Annotated in this window: 14 protein-coding genes; 8 read left to right on the plus strand and 6 right to left on the minus strand. The window is 60.9% G+C overall.

Annotation, left to right across the window (positions count from 1 at the left end):
• Positions 1 to 70: 70 nt before the first annotated feature.
• Both GR197_RS05200 and GR197_RS05205 read left to right on the plus strand, forming a co-directional pair.
• Complete coding sequence (locus GR197_RS05200) at positions 71 to 712, plus strand: carbonic anhydrase (protein ID WP_007632166.1); 642 nt, start codon at positions 71 to 73, stop codon at positions 710 to 712.
• 110 nt (positions 713 to 822) lie between these two features.
• Positions 823 to 2439, plus strand: coding sequence for a GGDEF domain-containing protein (locus GR197_RS05205; protein ID WP_164007276.1), 1617 nt, complete (start codon positions 823 to 825; stop codon positions 2437 to 2439).
• A 116-nt stretch (positions 2440 to 2555) separates the two neighbouring features.
• Here the strand turns inward: GR197_RS05205 and GR197_RS05210 are convergent, their stop codons facing one another.
• The 3 genes from GR197_RS05210 to GR197_RS05220 all read right to left on the minus strand — a co-directional run bounded on the left by GR197_RS05210 (position 2556) and on the right by GR197_RS05220 (position 5024).
• Positions 2556 to 3377, minus strand: coding sequence for a lytic murein transglycosylase (locus GR197_RS05210; protein WP_164007966.1), 822 nt, complete (start codon positions 3375 to 3377; stop codon positions 2556 to 2558).
• Between the two features lie 269 nt (positions 3378 to 3646).
• A complete protein-coding gene (locus GR197_RS05215) occupies positions 3647 to 4681 on the minus strand; it encodes an aspartate-semialdehyde dehydrogenase (RefSeq protein WP_007632170.1) in 1035 nt (344 codons plus the stop codon).
• Between the two features lie 112 nt (positions 4682 to 4793).
• Positions 4794 to 5024: a hypothetical protein gene (locus tag GR197_RS05220; protein WP_164007278.1), complete on the minus strand. Its 231-nt coding sequence runs from the start codon at positions 5022 to 5024 to the stop codon at positions 4794 to 4796.
• Positions 5025 to 5092: 68 nt separating this feature from the next.
• Between GR197_RS05220 and GR197_RS05225 the strand changes: the two genes are divergently transcribed.
• From GR197_RS05225 to GR197_RS05245, 5 genes are all read left to right on the plus strand, one after another.
• On the plus strand, positions 5093 to 6847 hold the full coding sequence (locus tag GR197_RS05225; protein ID WP_164007280.1) for an alkaline phosphatase: 1755 nt from the start codon (positions 5093 to 5095) through the stop codon (positions 6845 to 6847).
• A gap of 211 nt (positions 6848 to 7058) precedes the next feature.
• Positions 7059 to 7520, plus strand: coding sequence for a hypothetical protein (locus tag GR197_RS05230; RefSeq protein WP_164007282.1), 462 nt, complete (start codon positions 7059 to 7061; stop codon positions 7518 to 7520).
• Positions 7521 to 7526: 6 nt separating this feature from the next.
• A complete protein-coding gene (locus tag GR197_RS05235; protein ID WP_164007284.1) occupies positions 7527 to 8219 on the plus strand; it encodes an ABC transporter ATP-binding protein in 693 nt (230 codons plus the stop codon).
• The gene (locus GR197_RS05240; protein ID WP_164007286.1) at positions 8216 to 9484 is read left to right on the plus strand and encodes an FtsX-like permease family protein; all 1269 of its coding nucleotides are present in this window, start codon (positions 8216 to 8218) and stop codon (positions 9482 to 9484) included. The genes GR197_RS05235 and GR197_RS05240 overlap by 4 nt, the downstream gene beginning before the upstream one ends.
• Positions 9485 to 9671: 187 nt before the next feature.
• Positions 9672 to 11558, plus strand: coding sequence for an MFS transporter (locus GR197_RS05245; protein ID WP_164007289.1), 1887 nt, complete (start codon positions 9672 to 9674; stop codon positions 11556 to 11558).
• A gap of 37 nt (positions 11559 to 11595) precedes the next feature.
• Here the strand turns inward: GR197_RS05245 and lpxE are convergent, their stop codons facing one another.
• Positions 11596 to 12348: a phosphatase PAP2 family protein gene (gene lpxE / locus GR197_RS05250; RefSeq protein ID WP_204330075.1), complete on the minus strand. Its 753-nt coding sequence runs from the start codon at positions 12346 to 12348 to the stop codon at positions 11596 to 11598.
• A gap of 277 nt (positions 12349 to 12625) precedes the next feature.
• Positions 12626 to 13738, minus strand: coding sequence for a 3-isopropylmalate dehydrogenase (gene leuB / locus GR197_RS05255; protein ID WP_164007294.1), 1113 nt, complete (start codon positions 13736 to 13738; stop codon positions 12626 to 12628).
• A gap of 170 nt (positions 13739 to 13908) precedes the next feature.
• Between leuB and GR197_RS05260 the strand changes: the two genes are divergently transcribed.
• A complete protein-coding gene (locus tag GR197_RS05260; RefSeq protein ID WP_164007295.1) occupies positions 13909 to 14841 on the plus strand; it encodes a pyridoxal-phosphate dependent enzyme in 933 nt (310 codons plus the stop codon).
• A gap of 60 nt (positions 14842 to 14901) precedes the next feature.
• On the opposite strand, the gene leuD is transcribed toward GR197_RS05260, so the two are convergent.
• Positions 14902 to 15510 carry a 3-isopropylmalate dehydratase small subunit gene (gene leuD / locus GR197_RS05265; RefSeq protein ID WP_164007297.1) on the minus strand — a complete coding sequence of 203 codons (609 nt, stop codon included), beginning with the start codon at positions 15508 to 15510 and terminating at the stop codon, positions 14902 to 14904.
• Positions 15511 to 15672: the final 162 nt, after the last annotated feature.

Below are 15672 nucleotides of genomic sequence, written 5' to 3' on the forward strand. Positions count from 1 at the left end.
GCATCGGTCAATACGTTCATTTTGCAGTGCAGCAGTTGATCTTGTCTTCCGCGCGCGCTAATCCAGAAGCATGCAGCGTTTTCCAAATCCTCTTCTGGACGGCTATCGCAACTTTATGAACGGACGTTATGCCGACGCCCGCGACAGGTATCGTCAGCTTGCCGAAAACGGTCAGAGTCCCCATACGCTGGTCATTGCCTGTTCGGATTCACGCGCGGCACCGGAGCTGATCTTCGATGCCGGCCCGGGCGAGCTCTTCGTCATTCGCAACGTTGCCAACATGGTGCCGCCTTACGAGCCGGACGGTCACTTCCATTCGACGTCGGCCGCGCTCGAATTTGCCGTGCAGGCGCTGAAGGTCTCGGATATCGTCGTGATGGGTCACGGCCGCTGCGGCGGCATCCGCGCAGCCCTTGATCCGAATGCCGAGCCGCTGTCGCCCGGCGATTTCATCGGCCGCTGGATGTCGCTGGTCAAGCCCGCCGCCGAGCAGATCCAGAGCAATGATGTGATGACGGCGGCCGAGCGGCAGACGGCGCTGGAGCGTGTCTCGATCCGCAATTCGATCGACAATCTCAGAAGCTTTCCCGACATCAAGGCGCTCGAGGAAGCAGGAAAAATGCATCTCCATGGCGCGTGGTTCGATATTTCGACCGGCGAACTCTGGGTGATGGATGCTGAGACACGTGATTTCATTCGCCCAGAAATCTAGGGCCAGAAATCCAGGGATCTGCCGCTTTATCAGTTTATTAAGAATTGCTGCTAAGATTGGCGTCAATTGGTCGCGCACGACCGACGTTTTGATCACCGTGGCGATTGGCGATGAAGTTCGAAACCATCAAAAGGGTTATCCTGGCCGCCATCATGCTGCCCTTCGTCTTCATGCTCATTGAAGGCGTCGTCGTCATAAGGTCTTCGCTCAGACAATACAGGGATCTCGAAAAAGACAGGCAGTTCGCCGACGTGCTCGCCCGCGGCGGGTCGATCGCCGCCACTGAGATCCTGAGTGAAATTGGCGCCACCCGCCTCTACCTCGCACGTCCCGACAGCGCGACTGCCGCCGACATGCAGCAAAGCCGGGTGACGCTCGATCGCGAGCGCCTGGCCTTCTATGCCACACTGCCCTCCCGCGACGCGCTCGACCAAGGGCTGGCCGGCGAATTATCGATTCTCAGCCTTGCCTATAGCCGTATCGTCGCCGCCCGCAACGCCGTCGACCAGGGTCTTTATGCCGGCAGCGACCCCGGTTCTATCTACTGGTATGCAGCTCTCAAGCAGCTTGCCGTCGTCGATGCGCTTTCACCGCTGATCAGCGATCCGGTGCTGCTGGAGAAATCCAACCAGCTGATGGGTATCCTGCTGACCTATTACGGCGAAAGACTGATTACCGGGGTCGGTACCCGCTACCTCGATCACCGCGTTTCCGCGCGGTTTCCTGTCGAGCTGTTCGTCCAGGGCAAGGTTATGCTCGGTGAGGGCATGGACCACATGGTCTTTCATTCCACGGCACCGATCGTGCGCGACATCATCGCCTATCTCGGTCGCCGCGACCAGGTGAAAGCGAATGCGATCACCGATTCCATCCTTGCCGGATCGCAGCCGACGCGCGAAGTGCGCGACGTCTGGGCCACTGCGCAGAGCGAACGCATGATCTTCCTGCAGCAGAAAATGGTCGAGGCCGCAAAAGATATTCACGAGACCGGCGAAAACTTGTCGACGCGGGCGCATATACATCTGACGCTGATCCTGGGGCTGTGTGCCGGCCTGTTGCTTCTCGCCACATTGGTGATGGTGCTGGCGGCAAGGGGCCTGCGCCTGATCGACCGGCTGACGCGGGATCGCGAGACACTGGTCAGCGAGTTGCGCAACGCTGCCCAGACCGATCTTCTAACTGGCCTGTACAACAGGCGCGGATTCGAGGTCGCCGCATCGGCCCTTCTGACGCAGGCCGAACACGGATCGCGCTGGATCTCCGTCGTGCTCTTCGACCTTGATCATTTCAAGAAGGTCAACGATATCAACGGCCATGATGCCGGCGATGCCGTGCTTCGGCAGGTCGCGGGCGTCGCGCGGCAAAATTTTCGCTCCTTCGATCTGCTGGTGCGCCATGGCGGTGAGGAGTTTTTGGCGCTTCTGCCGGATTCGACGCCTGACGATGCTGCAATCATTGCCGAGCGCGTGCGGCTGGCGATCGAGGCGGCGGAAATATCTTTGGAGAGCGGCGATATTCTCAAGGTGACGGCGAGTTTCGGATGCGCCGGCCGGGCAAACGAAGCCGCCAACCGGAACTTCGAGGATCTGGTCAAACGCGCTGACCTGGCGCTCTACGCTGCCAAGGCCTCCGGCCGCAACTGCGTCGTTTCGGGACCGATCGTGCAGACGCCGACGCAGGAGGAGCGACGCAAGAAGGCGGGCGGCGGTTTTGATGCCCGAACATGAAAAACGCCGCATGTCGCAGCGGCGTTTTCGGGTTTCGTTGTCGATGAAGGCTTAAAGCCTTTTGTTTTGCGCATGTCGTTGTCCCGGAACCGCTTCACACTTCCGGGCGACATGCACTATTTGCCGTCGATCTGCTGGCCGATATAGGCGATCGCCTGCTGGTAGACGCCGGCGGCGTTCCAGCCCTGGATGGCGACGAAATTCGGCTCTCCGGGCTGATAGCCGGCGCCGGCGCGCCAACCATGGCCTTTGAGGAAATTCGCAGTCGAGGCCAGGGCATCGGCGCGGGAACCGACCATGTCGACGCGGCCGTCGCCGTCGCCATCGGCGCCAAATCGCACGACATTGCGCGGCAGAAACTGTGTCTGGCCAATTTCACCATGCGCAGCACCCTTGGCCTGCGTGCTCAGATAACCCTCGGAGACGAGCTGGAGCGCGGCGTAGAGCTGGTCGGTGAAATATTCCGAACGACGGCAGTCATAGGCAAGGGTCGAAACAGCCGACAGCGTATGCTGGTTGCCCATATAGCTGCCAAAACCTGTCTCCATGCCCCAGATCGCGATCAGCGGGCCGGCCGGAACGCCGTAACGACGCTCGATCGAGGCAAAAAGCGCCTGGTTGGCGACCTTCATGCTGCGGCCGCGGGAGATAACGGCGGCACCGCCGCGCTTCTGCATGAACGCGTCGAAGGAGAGTTTGAAGCTCTTCTGGCCGCGGTCGGCGGCGATCGTCGGTTTGTTGTAATTGACGTTGGCGAAGGCGCGGTCGAGGACCGAGCGGCTGACGCCGTTTGCCGCCGCTTCCTGCTTGAAGTCGGCGACCCATGCACTGAACCCGCTGCTATTATTGCCGCATTGGGCGCCCTGGGCCGCTGCCGGCAGAGCGTGGAGGACGCCGGCTGCCATAGATGCGGCCAGAAGGAATGTTGTCATGCGCATGAGAAACCCCGCTCCGGTCTGCTGAAGCGCGCCGCGGCCGATCAGACCCATGTGACGCGCCTTAAATTCGTTATGTCATGCCCTTGTCCCAAAACCGCTATCGGTTTCGGGCGGCATAGCTTGGCTTGACGCCAGGCAGAATGCCAGCCGAAGGCGATCTTGTCACGATTACCTTTGAGTAAGCGCTTATGGATAAGGGCGCTTACGGTTCGGCAAAAAGCCCTGCCGTCATCAGCAGGGCTTTAGCATATTATGGTTTACAAATGGTATCAGGCGGCCTGCTTGCGCGGTTTGACAAGGCCACGATTGACGAGCAGCTCAGCGATCTGGATGGCGTTCAATGCCGCACCCTTGCGCAGATTGTCGGAGACCACCCAGATGTTGAGGCCGTTTTCGACCGTCGCATCTTCGCGGATGCGCGAGATGTAAGTCGCGTCCTCGCCGGCGGATTCATAAGGCGTGATGTAGCCGCCGTCCTCGCGCTTGTCGATGACGAGGCAGCCCGGCGCATCGCGCAGGATGTCACGAGCCTGGTCGGCGGTGATCTCGTTTTCGAATTCGATATTGACCGATTCCGAATGACCGATGAAAACCGGCACGCGTACCGCCGTGCAGGTCACCTTGATCTTCGGGTCGAGCATCTTCTTGGTCTCGGCCAGCACCTTCCACTCTTCCTTGGTGTAGCCGTCTTCCATGAAGCTGTCGATGTGCGGAATGACGTTGAAGGCGATACGCTTGGTGAACTTCTTGTTCTCGATCGGATCGGCGACAAAAACGGCGCGCGTCTGATTGAAGAGTTCGTCCATGCCGTCCTTGCCGGCGCCGGAGACCGACTGGTAGGTCGAGATGACGACACGCTTGATCTTGGCGAAGTCATGCAGCGGCTTCAGCGCCACCACCAACTGGGCGGTCGAGCAATTCGGATTGGCGATGATGTTGCGCTTGGTGAACAGGCTGATGGCATCCGGGTTCACTTCCGGCACGATCAGCGGCACGTCGGCGTCGTAACGCCAGGCCGAGGAATTGTCGATGACGACGCAGCCCTGCTGGCCGATCTTCGGCGAAAACTTCTTGGAGACCTCGCCGCCGGCCGACATCAGGCAGATGTCGGTGTCAGAGAAATCGTAATTCTCCATATTGGAGACCTTCAGCGTCCGGTCACCGTAGGAAACTTCGGTACCCTGCGAACGCGAGGAGGCAAGCGCCACGACCTCATCGGCGGGGAAGCCCCGCTCGGAGAGGATGTTGAGAATCTCCCGGCCGACGTTTCCGGTCGCTCCCGCAACTGCTACTTTGAAACCCATTTCTCAAGCTCTCTTTCTCTTCTCTCCTCTTTTCCGGTGAGGGGGAAAGGCGCGACGGATCGCGTCTTCCTGTCCCCAGCCGAGCCGGGGAGAGAGCGGCAGGCCAGAGACGTCAGACGGTTTTCGTCGTCGTTTTGGCCTTGGTTTTGGCAGAAACCGGAACGGCAATATCCACCCCGGCACCCTGTGCCCGGTCATTGCGGTCGGCAATGGCGTGTTCGTCGCGAACCATGGAGATTCCTTTTCCGTAGTTGCTCTTAGAAGGTTTTCCACAGGAGTCAAGGTTTTTGCGCTCAGAGCCGACGGCGAAAACGGCAGCCGCAATGGTGCGACGTTTTGTCATGCCGCTGTCATCCTCGGGAGATATCCCGGCCCGGTTGTTACTGTCTGCAACGAAAACGGGGGTTTTCCATGCGTACGCTTTTTGCCGCCTTTGCGGCCACCACTATCCTTGCCGGCGCCGCTCAGGCGACGACGCTTTATCCGCTCGATCGGGCGACGATTCTTGCCGGTTCGCCATTCGATTTCAAGGTCGAACTCAATAAGCAGGTCAAGCGCGAAGACGTGAAGATCACGGTCAACGGCCAGGATTACAAGACTGTCCTCGGGGGCGAGGCGCAGTTCGTCGAGCTGGAAAAGGGCAAGGATGACAAGGCTCTCGGTTCCGCCCTCCTGCTGCGCGGCCTGAAGATTTCCGCTCCGGGCGCCTACAAGGTTGAGGTCGCTGCCGGCGACGAAACGAAATCCGTGACCTGGAACGTTTACGAAACCGCTGGTCAGCCGAAGGCCAAGAACATCATCTTCCTGCTCGGTGACGGTCTTTCCGTCGCGCATCGCACCGCCGCCCGCATCATGTCGAAGGGCATGACCGAAGGTAAGGCGAATGGCCGCCTGAACATGGACGATCTCGATCGTATGGCCTTTATCGGTACTTCTGCGACGAATGCCGTTGCCACAGACTCCGCCAACACCATGTCGGCCTACATGACGGGCCATAAGACGGCCGTCAACGCAATCGGCGTTTACGCAGACCGTACGCCGGCATCGCTGGATGACCCGCGCGTCGAAACCTTCGCGGAAGCCGTTCGCCGCATGACCAAGAAGTCGATCGGCATCGTCGCAACCGCCGAAGTCGAAGACGCCACGCCGGCTGCTGTTGTTTCCCATACCCGCAACCGCAACGACAAGGCCGACGTCGTCGGCATGCTGCTCGACGTCAAGCCGGAAGTTCTGCTCGGCGGCGGCTCGGCCTATTTCCTCGGCAAAGAGGTCGCCGGTTCCAAGCGCAAGGACAATCAGGACTACATCAAGCTGTTCCAGGATGCCGGCTACAAGCTTGCGACCGATAAAAACGAACTCGCCGCCAATGCATCGACCGAAGGCAATCTCCTCGGTCTCTTCCACACCGGCAATATGGACGTCACGCTCGACCGCGAGTTCCTGAAGAAGGGCACCGTCGACAAGTTCCCGAACCAGCCGGGTCTCGTCGCCATGACCAAGGTTGCGCTCGACCGCCTGTCCAAGAATCCTGATGGTTTCTTCCTGATGGTCGAGGGTTCCTCGATCGACAAGATGTCGCATCCGCTCGATTGGGATCGCGCCGTCGTCGAAACCATCGAATTCGACCAGGCGATCGGCGTCGCCCGCGAATTTCAGAAGGCCCACCCGGACACGCTGATCGTCGTCACCGGCGATCATACGCATGGTGTATCGATCATCGGCACCGTCGATGACGAGAAGCCCGGCACGGAAATGCGCGAAAAGGTCGGGACCTATGCCGAGGCTGGTTTCCCGAACTACAAGGACGAAAACGGCGACGGTTACCCCGATAAGATCGACGTCAGCCGCCGCCTGTTCCTGAGTGCCAATAACGGCCCCGACCACTACGAGACCTTCCGTCCGAAGCTCGACGGTCCGTTCGTTCCGGCTGTCCAGAACGAAAAGAAGGAATACGTCGCCAACGAGCAGTACAAGGATGTTCCCGGCGCGGTCTTGGTTCAGGGCAATCTTCCGAAGAGCAGCGAGAGCGGCGTCCATGCCGTCGACGACGTCGTCCTGCAGTCGGCTGGCCCGGGTTCGGAAGAGTTCCATGGCTACATGGAACAGAGCGACGTCTATCGTGTGCTTGCCGATACCTTCGCTCTCGGCGCCAAGCAGACGAACTGATCTCTAGATGCGGATGATTTTAGGCCGGATCGGCCTAAAATCTGAATCCGCATCTAAATCAAAGAAATAGAGCATGATGTCGTCCGAAAACCGCTCACACTTTTCGGCATCATGCTCTGGCCGATGTTGCAGGGCCGTTTGCCGGCCTTGCCGCTTTCATCGATCATGGTCCCGGCCGTCAGCGGCCGGGATTTGTTTCCCGGAGGTCGCCATGGATATATTTTCTTCGCTGCATCTCAGCCGCCGCCGGTTGATCGGCGCCGCTGTTGCGCTTCCCTTTACCGCTTCCGTCGTTCGCGCTGCCGAACCCTCGCTCTCCTTCGACGAACTCTACGGCAAGTTCGGCGTGCTCGGCCTCGAATTTTCCGACAAGGTGAAGCGCCTTGCCGGCCAGGAAATCAGCATCAAAGGTTTTATGGCGCCGCCGCTGAAGGCTGAGGCGCAGTTCTTCGTGCTGACCGAAGTGCCGATGTCGCTCTGCCCCTTCTGCTCCTCGGATGCGGACTGGCCGGACAATATCGTCGTCGTCTACCTCTTGGAGAAGCAGACCTTCGTGCAGCCGCGCCAGACGATCGAAGTGCGCGGCACGCTGGAATACGGCTCCTGGACGGATCCGGAAACCGGCTTCGTCAGCCTGTTGCGCATCCGCCAGGCCGAATATTTTTCCGTCTGATCCGATATGCTCGCTCTTGATATCGAAAACCTTGATGTCACCTTCCCGGGCCTGTCCTCGCCGGCGCTGGCGATCGGCCATCTGTCGATCGATGCCGGCAGCAGGGTCGCCATTACAGGCGCGTCCGGTTCCGGCAAGAGCACCTTCGTCAATATCGTTGCCGGACTGGAGAGAACACGCCAGGGCCGCATCCGCTGGAACGGCGAGGATATCGCCAGTTTTTCCGAGAGCCGGCGTGACCGGTTCCGCGCCGCCAATATCGGCCTGGTCATGCAGGAGTTTCATCTTTTCCCCGGCCTGTCGGCGCTGGAAAACGTGCTTTTGCCGGCGCGGCTAGCTAGGGCCGCCACCGCCGCCGTCATCGAGCGGGCGCATGCGCTTTTGAGCACGGTCGACCTTGCCCGCCCGGGCCAGAAGATCGAAACCATGTCGCGCGGCGAGATGCAGCGCGTGGCGATTGCCCGGGCGCTGCTGCGCAAGCCCGGCGTCATCATCGCCGACGAGCCGACGGCGAGCCTCGATGCCGAAAGCGGCGAGACCGTCGGCGACCTCATCCTCGATCTTGCCGCGGCCGAAGGCAGCACGCTGATCGTCATTTCTCATGATCTGCGCCTGGCCAGCCGCCTCGACCGGCGCATCACCTTCGGCTCCGGCCGGATCAGGGACGATTCCGTTGCAACGGCGGGAGAAGCTGCATGATCCGCTTCATCCTTGCCGATCTTCGCCGCCTCTGGGCGGGATCGCTGGTGGTCGTGCTGCTGGTGGCGCTGGCGACGGCGCTCGGCGTTTGCGTCGTGCTGCAGGAGCGGGCGCTACGTCTCGGCAGCGCGCGCGCCGCCGACAAGTTCGACCTCGTCATCGGCGCCGGCGGCAGCGAGACGCAGCTGGTGCTGTCCTCCGTCTTCCTGCAGCCCTCGCCTTTGCCACTGATGCCGGGCGACGTGCTGGCCAGGCTCGCCGCCGATCCGCGCGTCGACTGGGCAGCCCCGATCGGCTTCGGCGATTCCTTCTCCGGCTATCCGATCGTCGGGACGACGGTGACGCTGGCGGACAAGCTGTCCGGCGGCTTTGCCGAGGGCAAGGTTTTCGCGCGCGAGGGGGAGGCGGTGATCGGCTCCGCCGTCAAGCTGTCGCTCGGGGCTGAGATCAAGCCGATGCACGGTTCTGCGGAAGAGGGCGGCGAGACCCATACCGAACTCGTCTATCATATCGCCGGCCGCTTGCGGCCGACGGGCACCGCCTGGGATCGCGCCATTCTGGTTCCGATCCAGGCCGTCTGGCATATCCATGGCCTGGGGGCGGGCGAACATGAAAGCGCCGGGTCGGCCGGACACGGTCATGAGCATGCCGGCGCCGATCACGATCAGCATGAGCATCACGGCGAGATCGACCCGGATGCCGTACTTGACGAGAAATGGGCTGCGGATGCTCCGGGCCTTCCCGCCATCCTGGTAAAACCGAAGACGATCGCCGATGCTTACAAGCTGCGGCAGGACTATCGCAGCGGCAATACCGTCGCCGTCTTCCCCGGCGAGGTGCTGACCAATCTTTACGCCACGCTCGGCGACGCCAAGCAGATCCTCGTCGCGGTTGCCGCCGGCGCGCAAGCGCTCGTCGCAGCCTCGCTGGTGCTGGTCACGGTCATCCATATCGGCCAGCGCCGCCGCCAGATCGGCGCGCTGAGGGCTTTCGGCGCTCCGCGCGGCGCGATTTTCGGCATCGTCTGGCTGGAATTCTTCTTCCTGGTGGCATTCGGCATCGGGCTCGGATTCGTGTTCGGTTATGCCGCGGCGCTGACCTTATCCGCCATGGTCTCGCAAACGAGCGGGATCACCATGCCGGTCGGCTTCGTCCGTGACGACGCCGGGCTTGCGGCGGTGCTGCTCGCCTTTGCCACACTTCTTGCCGCGCTGCCGGCCGTGCTTGCCTACCGGCAATCGCCCGCCCAAGCGCTGAGGGCGTAACCCGGGCTGGAAGATCGCTCCGCTGGCTGAAAAAGCTCGCCAGCGTTAGACTAAAGTCATAATCCCAAAGCCTCTCTCTTTTTGATCTGTCGTTTCTGGCACACTCTCGTCAGGCGTGTCGCGGCCAGGGGTCTGCTTTGAGGAGAGCAGGTCGCGCGCGTTTTCATCACTCTGTGGAGGACAGACAATGGCAAATGTCGCAAGCATCGACGGCGCGAAGGCCGGTCCGATGACGAGGGAGGAGAAGAAGGTCATCTTCGCTTCTTCGCTCGGCACCGTTTTCGAATGGTATGATTTCTATCTCTACGGTTCACTCGCCACCTATATCGGCGCGACCTATTTCACCCAATATCCCGAGGCGACGCGCAACATCTTCACGCTGCTCGCCTTTGCCGCCGGCTTCCTGGTGCGTCCCTTCGGTGCGCTGGTGTTCGGCCGTCTCGGCGATCTCGTCGGCCGCAAATACACCTTCCTGGTGACGATCATGATCATGGGTCTGTCGACTTTCCTGGTCGGCATCCTGCCGGGGGCTGCCACCATCGGCATTGCGGCGCCGATCATCCTGATCGGGCTGCGCCTGCTCCAGGGTCTGGCGCTTGGCGGTGAATATGGCGGCGCTGCCACCTATGTCGCCGAACATGCGCCGAACGGGCGCCGCGGTTACTTCACCTCATGGATCCAGACGACGGCGACGCTCGGCCTGTTCCTGTCGCTGATCGTCATCGTCCTGGTGCAATATCTGATGGGCGCGGTTCAATTCGCCGCCTGGGGCTGGCGCATTCCGTTCCTGGTCTCGGTCGTTCTGCTCGGCGTTTCGGTCTGGATCCGCTTGAGGATGAACGAATCGCCGGCCTTCCAGAAGATGAAGGCGGAAGGCAAGGGCTCCAAGGCACCGCTGACCGAAGCCTTCGGAACATGGAAGAATGCCAAGATCGCGCTCATCGCGCTTCTCGGCGCCACCATGGGCCAGGCGGTCGTCTGGTACGGCGGTCAGTTCTACGCACTGTTCTTCCTGCAGAACGTGCTGAAGGTGGACCTGCAGTCGGCCAATATCATGGTCGCCGTGGCGCTCATCCTCGCCACGCCGTTCTTCGTCATCTTCGGCGGCCTCTCCGACAGGATCGGCCGCAAGCCGATCATCATGGCAGGCCTTCTCATCGCGGCGGTGACCTATAATCCGCTGTTCAAGGCGATGACCTGGACGGCGAACCCGGCGCTTGCCGAAGCACAGGCCTCGATCCGGGCAACGGTTACGGCCGATCCGACGGATTGCAAATTCCAGTTCAATCCGACCGGCACGTCGAAGTTCACCAATTCCTGCGACGTGGCGACGGCATTCCTGACGAAAAACTCGGTGCCTTATGACGTCGTTCCTGGCCCCGCCGGTCAGCCGGCAACGGTGAAGGTTGGCAACGGGACGATTGCGAGCTTCGACGTCGTCACCGCCGGCGACAAGGCCAAGGGCATGACCGCCGCCTTCGAGAAGGGCGTCAACATCGCGCTCCATGATGCCGGCTATCCGCTGAAGCGCGGCGCCGTCAAGGTGCCGGATGCCAAGCTCGATGCCTTTATCGCGGCGAATCCGGAACTGTCGCTCAATGCCGATACCGTGCGTGCCGGCGAGAAGGAAACCGTACCGGCGGCGAAGCTGGTTGAGACCAAGCTGCTGACGGCGGATGAGGCCAATGGCGTCACCGACATGGCGGTCTACAATGTCGCCAATGGCGGCAGCTTCGCCATGACCGCCGACCCTGCCCGGGTCAATTGGACCGGTACGATCGCCATATTGTTCGTGCTCGTCCTCTATGTGACGATGGTCTACGGACCGATCGCCGCTCTGCTGGTCGAGCTGTTCCCGACCCGCATCCGTTATACCGGCATGTCGCTGCCCTATCACATCGGCAACGGCTGGTTCGGCGGCTTGCTGCCGGCGACGGCCTTCGCGATGAGCGCGGCTGCGGGCGATATCTATTACGGTCTCTGGTATCCGATCGTCTTTGCGTCGATCACGCTGGTGATCGGCCTGCTCTTCCTGCCGGAAACGAAGAACAGGGATATTCACGCCATGGATTGAGCGGGGATTGAGGCGCTTGAGAAAAGCGGCCCGGCGCTCACAAGGCGCCGGGCTTTTTGATGTCAGGGAAGAAGTGTTTGGCAATCGGCCAGCCATCCGGCCCCAGCTTGAAGAGCAGGCCGCAGCGGGCAAAGATGATCGCCGTCAGCAGCGAGAACCAGCCGCCGAAGGCAAGGCCGGCGATGACGTCGCTCGGATAATGGGCGCCGACCATGACACGCGTCATGCCGAGCCAGATCGCGCCGGCGATGAAGACAATGCGGTAGCGCGGAAACAGCAGGGCAAAGGCGGCGAAGAAGGCGCCGACCGTGGTGGAATGGCCGGACGGGAAACTTTCGAAAGCGGCATGGCCTGAAAAAGGCGTGAAGGAAAATATGCCGTAGTCGTGAAAATGATCGGGACGCGCCCTGCCGATCGCCCGCTTCAGCAGATTGGCGAGAAGCCCGGAGAAGACGACTGTGGCAAAGAGATAGGCGCCGATCCAGCTGACATAAAGCGCCTGCGCCTTGGAGCGCGCCGTCTTCACAAGCTTGTATCCGGCCCGGCCCTGAAAGAACAGCAGGATGCTGGTATAGATCAGCCAGGCGGAATCGCCGAAACCGGTCATCAACTCGCCGAGATGCTTCACTGGCGCGGGCACTTCGCTGCCGCCGATCGGCGCATCGAAGAGCAGCATGGAGAGGATCACGGCATTGAGTGTGATGAAGAGGCAGGCCTGCCAACGCAAAGGCGGCATGCCGACGCCGCTCCGGCGCCAGCGCCTGTCCAGGGAAGCCCAAAATGCCCGCATTCCGTCGTCCGTTCGAATTTTGCCCTACAGCGCCGCGCGTCTCTTCAGACATGCAAAGGACCCTGTCGAACTTTGAGTTGGCGCATCATCCATTGCGAAAATCGCTTCCGGTTTGGGTTTAGCGCTCGCTGAAATCCGGCGCAAAAATACACGAGATTGTGGCCGAGAATAGTCCGTTTCGGAGAATTCGACCGAGCGGTTGCGATGCCCTCGGCCCTGGATTAAAAAGCCCTTCGCATCCGGGATGCGAAGGGCCGGAACTGTTTCACGTGAAATATCAGGCAGAAAGCGTCTTGAACTCGGCGAGAATCGCATCGCCCATCTCGACGGTGCCGACCTGTCTTGCGCCATCGGCCATGATGTCGCCGGTGCGGATGCCCTTGTCGAGCACGTTGGCGATCGCCTTTTCCAGGTCGTCGGCTTCCTTCACCAGATTGAAGGAGTAACGAAGGCACATGGCGAAGGAGGCGATCATGGCGATCGGATTGGCGATGCCCTTGCCGGCAATGTCGGGGGCCGAGCCGTGCACCGGCTCGTAGAGGGCCTTGCGCTTGCCGGTCTTGCCGTCAGGCGCACCCAGCGAGGCCGACGGCAGCATGCCGAGCGAGCCGGTCAACATGGCGGCGACGTCGGAGAGCATGTCGCCGAAGAGATTGTCGGTGACGATGACGTCGAACTGCTTGGGCTGGCGCACCAGCTGCATGCCGCCGGCATCGGCCAGCATGTGTTCGAGCTGGACGTCGGAATATTTCGCCTTGTGCGTCTCGGTCACCACTTGGTTCCAGAGCACGCCCGACTTCATGACGTTGCGTTTTTCCATCGAGCAGACGCGGTTCTGCCGGGTGCGGGCCATTTCGAAGGCGACGCCGGCGATGCGCTCGATCTCGTAGGTGTCGTAGACCTGCGTGTCGATGCCGCGCTTCTGGCCGTTGCCGAGATCGATGATCTCCTTCGGCTCGCCGAAATAGACGCCGCCCGTCAGCTCGCGGATGATCAGAATGTCGAGGCCTTCGACCAGTTCCGGCTTCAGCGACGAGGCTGCGGCAAGGGCCGGATAGCAGATGGCGGGGCGCAGGTTCGCAAACAGCTGTAGATCCTTGCGCAGTCGTAACAGGCCGGCTTCCGGGCGCACTTCGTAAGGTACGCTATCCCATTTCGGGCCGCCGACGGCACCGAAGAGAACAGCATCGGCGGCAAGCGCCTTTAGCATGTCGGCTTCCGAGATCGCCGCGCCGTGGGCATCATAGGCAGAGCCGCCGACAAGGCCTTCGTCGGTGACGAAACCGCCATTCATCGCCTCGTTCATATAGGCGATGATCTTGCGGACCTCGCCCATGGCCTCGGGACCGATGCCGTCACCCGGCAGCAGGAAAAGATTGCGCACAGTCATGAAACCCTCCTGGGAAAAACAAGTTGCGGTTTCTTAGACCCCGGAAATGGGCATTTCAAGCGAGAGAAGCGATGAATCGGTACGGTTCGCTTTGAGCTGCGACGGTTGCTCCTGTGCCCGCAAAAGGATTAGAACCGGTCAGCCCACCTTTCTGTCCCCGGATGGTTCTTATGCCCTTAGCACCTCTCCATCTCGATACGCCCTTGGTTCAGACAGCACCTGGCTACAGCGCCAGCGGCAAACCGCTCTGGCTGAAGCTCGATGCGCTGCAGCCTTCCGGCAGCTTCAAGCTGCGCGGCGTCGGCAGGCTTTGCCAGTATGAGGTGGAAAATGGTGCGCACGAGATCTTCTGTGCGTCCGGCGGCAATGCCGGCATTGCCGCCGCCTATGCCGGCCGGGCGCTCGGTGTGCCGGTTACCATCGTCGTGCCGGAGACGACGGCCGCCGATATCAGGCAGACGATTGCCGCAACCGGCGCGAAAGTGCTCGTTCATGGTTCGGTTTTCGACGAAACCAATGCCCATGCGGTCCAACTCGCCCACAGCAGCAAGGCAACCTATGTACACCCCTTCGACCATCCGCTTCTGTGGGATGGCCATGCGACGCTGATCGACGAGGTGGTGGCGAAGGGTGCGAAATTCGATTGTGTCGTCACCAGCGTCGGCGGTGGTGGGCTGCTTGCCGGCATTGTCGAGGGGTTGAAGCGCAACGGGCTTTCCGATGTGCCGGTGATCGCCGTCGAAACCGAAGGGGCGGCCTCGCTAAACGCCAGCCTCGAAGCGAATGAGCGTATCACTCTTGCCGCCATAACCTCGATTGCCACTTCGCTCGGCGCGCGGCAGGTGGCGCAGCATGTCTTCGATCTGCCGAAGCGGCATCCGATCGAAAGCGTTGTCGTTAGCGACGCCGATGCCGTCGCCGCCTGCCTGAAATTTGCCGATGCGCAGCGCATTCTGGTCGAGCCGGCCTGCGGTGCGGCACTTGCCGTTGCCGATGTGCATGCCGGGCTGCTTGCCCGCTTTAACAATCCGCTCATCGAAGTCTGCGGCGGCATCGGCGTGTCGCTCGAAAAGCTGAGGCTCTGGAAAGAGAAGTTTCTCTGATCTGAGATCAAAGAAAAAGCCGGGCGATGCCCGGCTTGATCGATAATTTTTGGAGAGCACTCAGGCCGCCCAAGGGTGCGAAGCGGCGTTCTTCTTTTCGAAGCTGTCGATCGCCCTGCCCTTTTCCAGGGTCAGGCCGATATCGTCGAGGCCGTTCAGCAGGCAGTGGCGCTTGAATTCGTCGAGATCGAACTTGATCAAGCCACCATCGGGGCCGGTGATCTCCAGGTTCTCAAGGTCGATGGACAGGATGGCATTGGAGCCGCGCGAGGCGTCGTCCATCAGCTTGTCGAGATTTTCCTGGCTGACCATGATCGGCAGGATGCCGTTCTTGAAGCAGTTGTTGTAGAAAATGTCGGCGAAGCTGGTCGAGATGACGCAGCGGATGCCGAAATCGAGCAGAGCCCAGGGCGCGTGCTCGCGCGAGGAGCCGCAGCCGAAATTGTCGCCGGCGACCAGGATCTTGGCATCGCGGTAGGCCGGCTTGTTCAGCACGAAATCGGGGTTTTCGGAGCCGTCCTCGTTGTAACGGGCTTCGGCGAAAAGGCCGGTGCCGAGGCCGGTGCGCTTGATCGTCTTCAGATAATCCTTCGGGATGATCATGTCGGTGTCGACGTTGACGACCGGCAAGGGCGCTGCAACGCCCGTGAGCTTCACGAATTTATCCATGACCCATGCTCCATTTCAGCAAATCTACTTCCTGATTTTGCATCTAGTCCAGTTTTCCGCCGAAATGAAGGAGAATCTTTCTAAAGCGTGTCACGATCTTTCAGATCGCTTGTCACGCTTTAGGTCTTTGCTTCCCGCATGTCGTTTGCGGCAAAAGCGCTT

The organism is Rhizobium phaseoli, from assembly GCF_010668805.1.
Taxonomy (GTDB): Bacteria; Pseudomonadota; Alphaproteobacteria; order Rhizobiales; family Rhizobiaceae; genus Rhizobium; species Rhizobium phaseoli_A.

Excerpts from the sequence above, each read along its gene's own strand:
- GR197_RS05200 (WP_007632166.1), top strand. The coding sequence starts at position 71 with ATGCAGCGTTTTCCAAATCCTCTTCTGGACGGCTATCGCAACTTTATG.
- GR197_RS05235 (WP_164007284.1), top strand. The coding sequence starts at position 7,527 with ATGCTCGCTCTTGATATCGAAAACCTTGATGTCACCTTCCCGGGCCTG.
- GR197_RS05205 (WP_164007276.1), top strand. The coding sequence starts at position 823 with ATGAAGTTCGAAACCATCAAAAGGGTTATCCTGGCCGCCATCATGCTG.
- GR197_RS05260 (WP_164007295.1), top strand. The coding sequence starts at position 13,909 with ATGCCCTTAGCACCTCTCCATCTCGATACGCCCTTGGTTCAGACAGCA.
- GR197_RS05225 (WP_164007280.1), top strand. The coding sequence starts at position 5,093 with ATGCGTACGCTTTTTGCCGCCTTTGCGGCCACCACTATCCTTGCCGGC.
- lpxE (WP_204330075.1), bottom strand. The coding sequence starts at position 12,348 with ATGCGGGCATTTTGGGCTTCCCTGGACAGGCGCTGGCGCCGGAGCGGC.
- GR197_RS05245 (WP_164007289.1), top strand. The coding sequence starts at position 9,672 with ATGGCAAATGTCGCAAGCATCGACGGCGCGAAGGCCGGTCCGATGACG.
- leuD (WP_164007297.1), bottom strand. The coding sequence starts at position 15,510 with ATGGATAAATTCGTGAAGCTCACGGGCGTTGCAGCGCCCTTGCCGGTC.
- GR197_RS05240 (WP_164007286.1), top strand. The coding sequence starts at position 8,216 with ATGATCCGCTTCATCCTTGCCGATCTTCGCCGCCTCTGGGCGGGATCG.
- GR197_RS05220 (WP_164007278.1), bottom strand. The coding sequence starts at position 5,024 with ATGACAAAACGTCGCACCATTGCGGCTGCCGTTTTCGCCGTCGGCTCT.
- GR197_RS05215 (WP_007632170.1), bottom strand. The coding sequence starts at position 4,681 with ATGGGTTTCAAAGTAGCAGTTGCGGGAGCGACCGGAAACGTCGGCCGG.
- GR197_RS05210 (WP_164007966.1), bottom strand. The coding sequence starts at position 3,377 with ATGCGCATGACAACATTCCTTCTGGCCGCATCTATGGCAGCCGGCGTC.
- leuB (WP_164007294.1), bottom strand. The coding sequence starts at position 13,738 with ATGACTGTGCGCAATCTTTTCCTGCTGCCGGGTGACGGCATCGGTCCC.
- GR197_RS05230 (WP_164007282.1), top strand. The coding sequence starts at position 7,059 with ATGGATATATTTTCTTCGCTGCATCTCAGCCGCCGCCGGTTGATCGGC.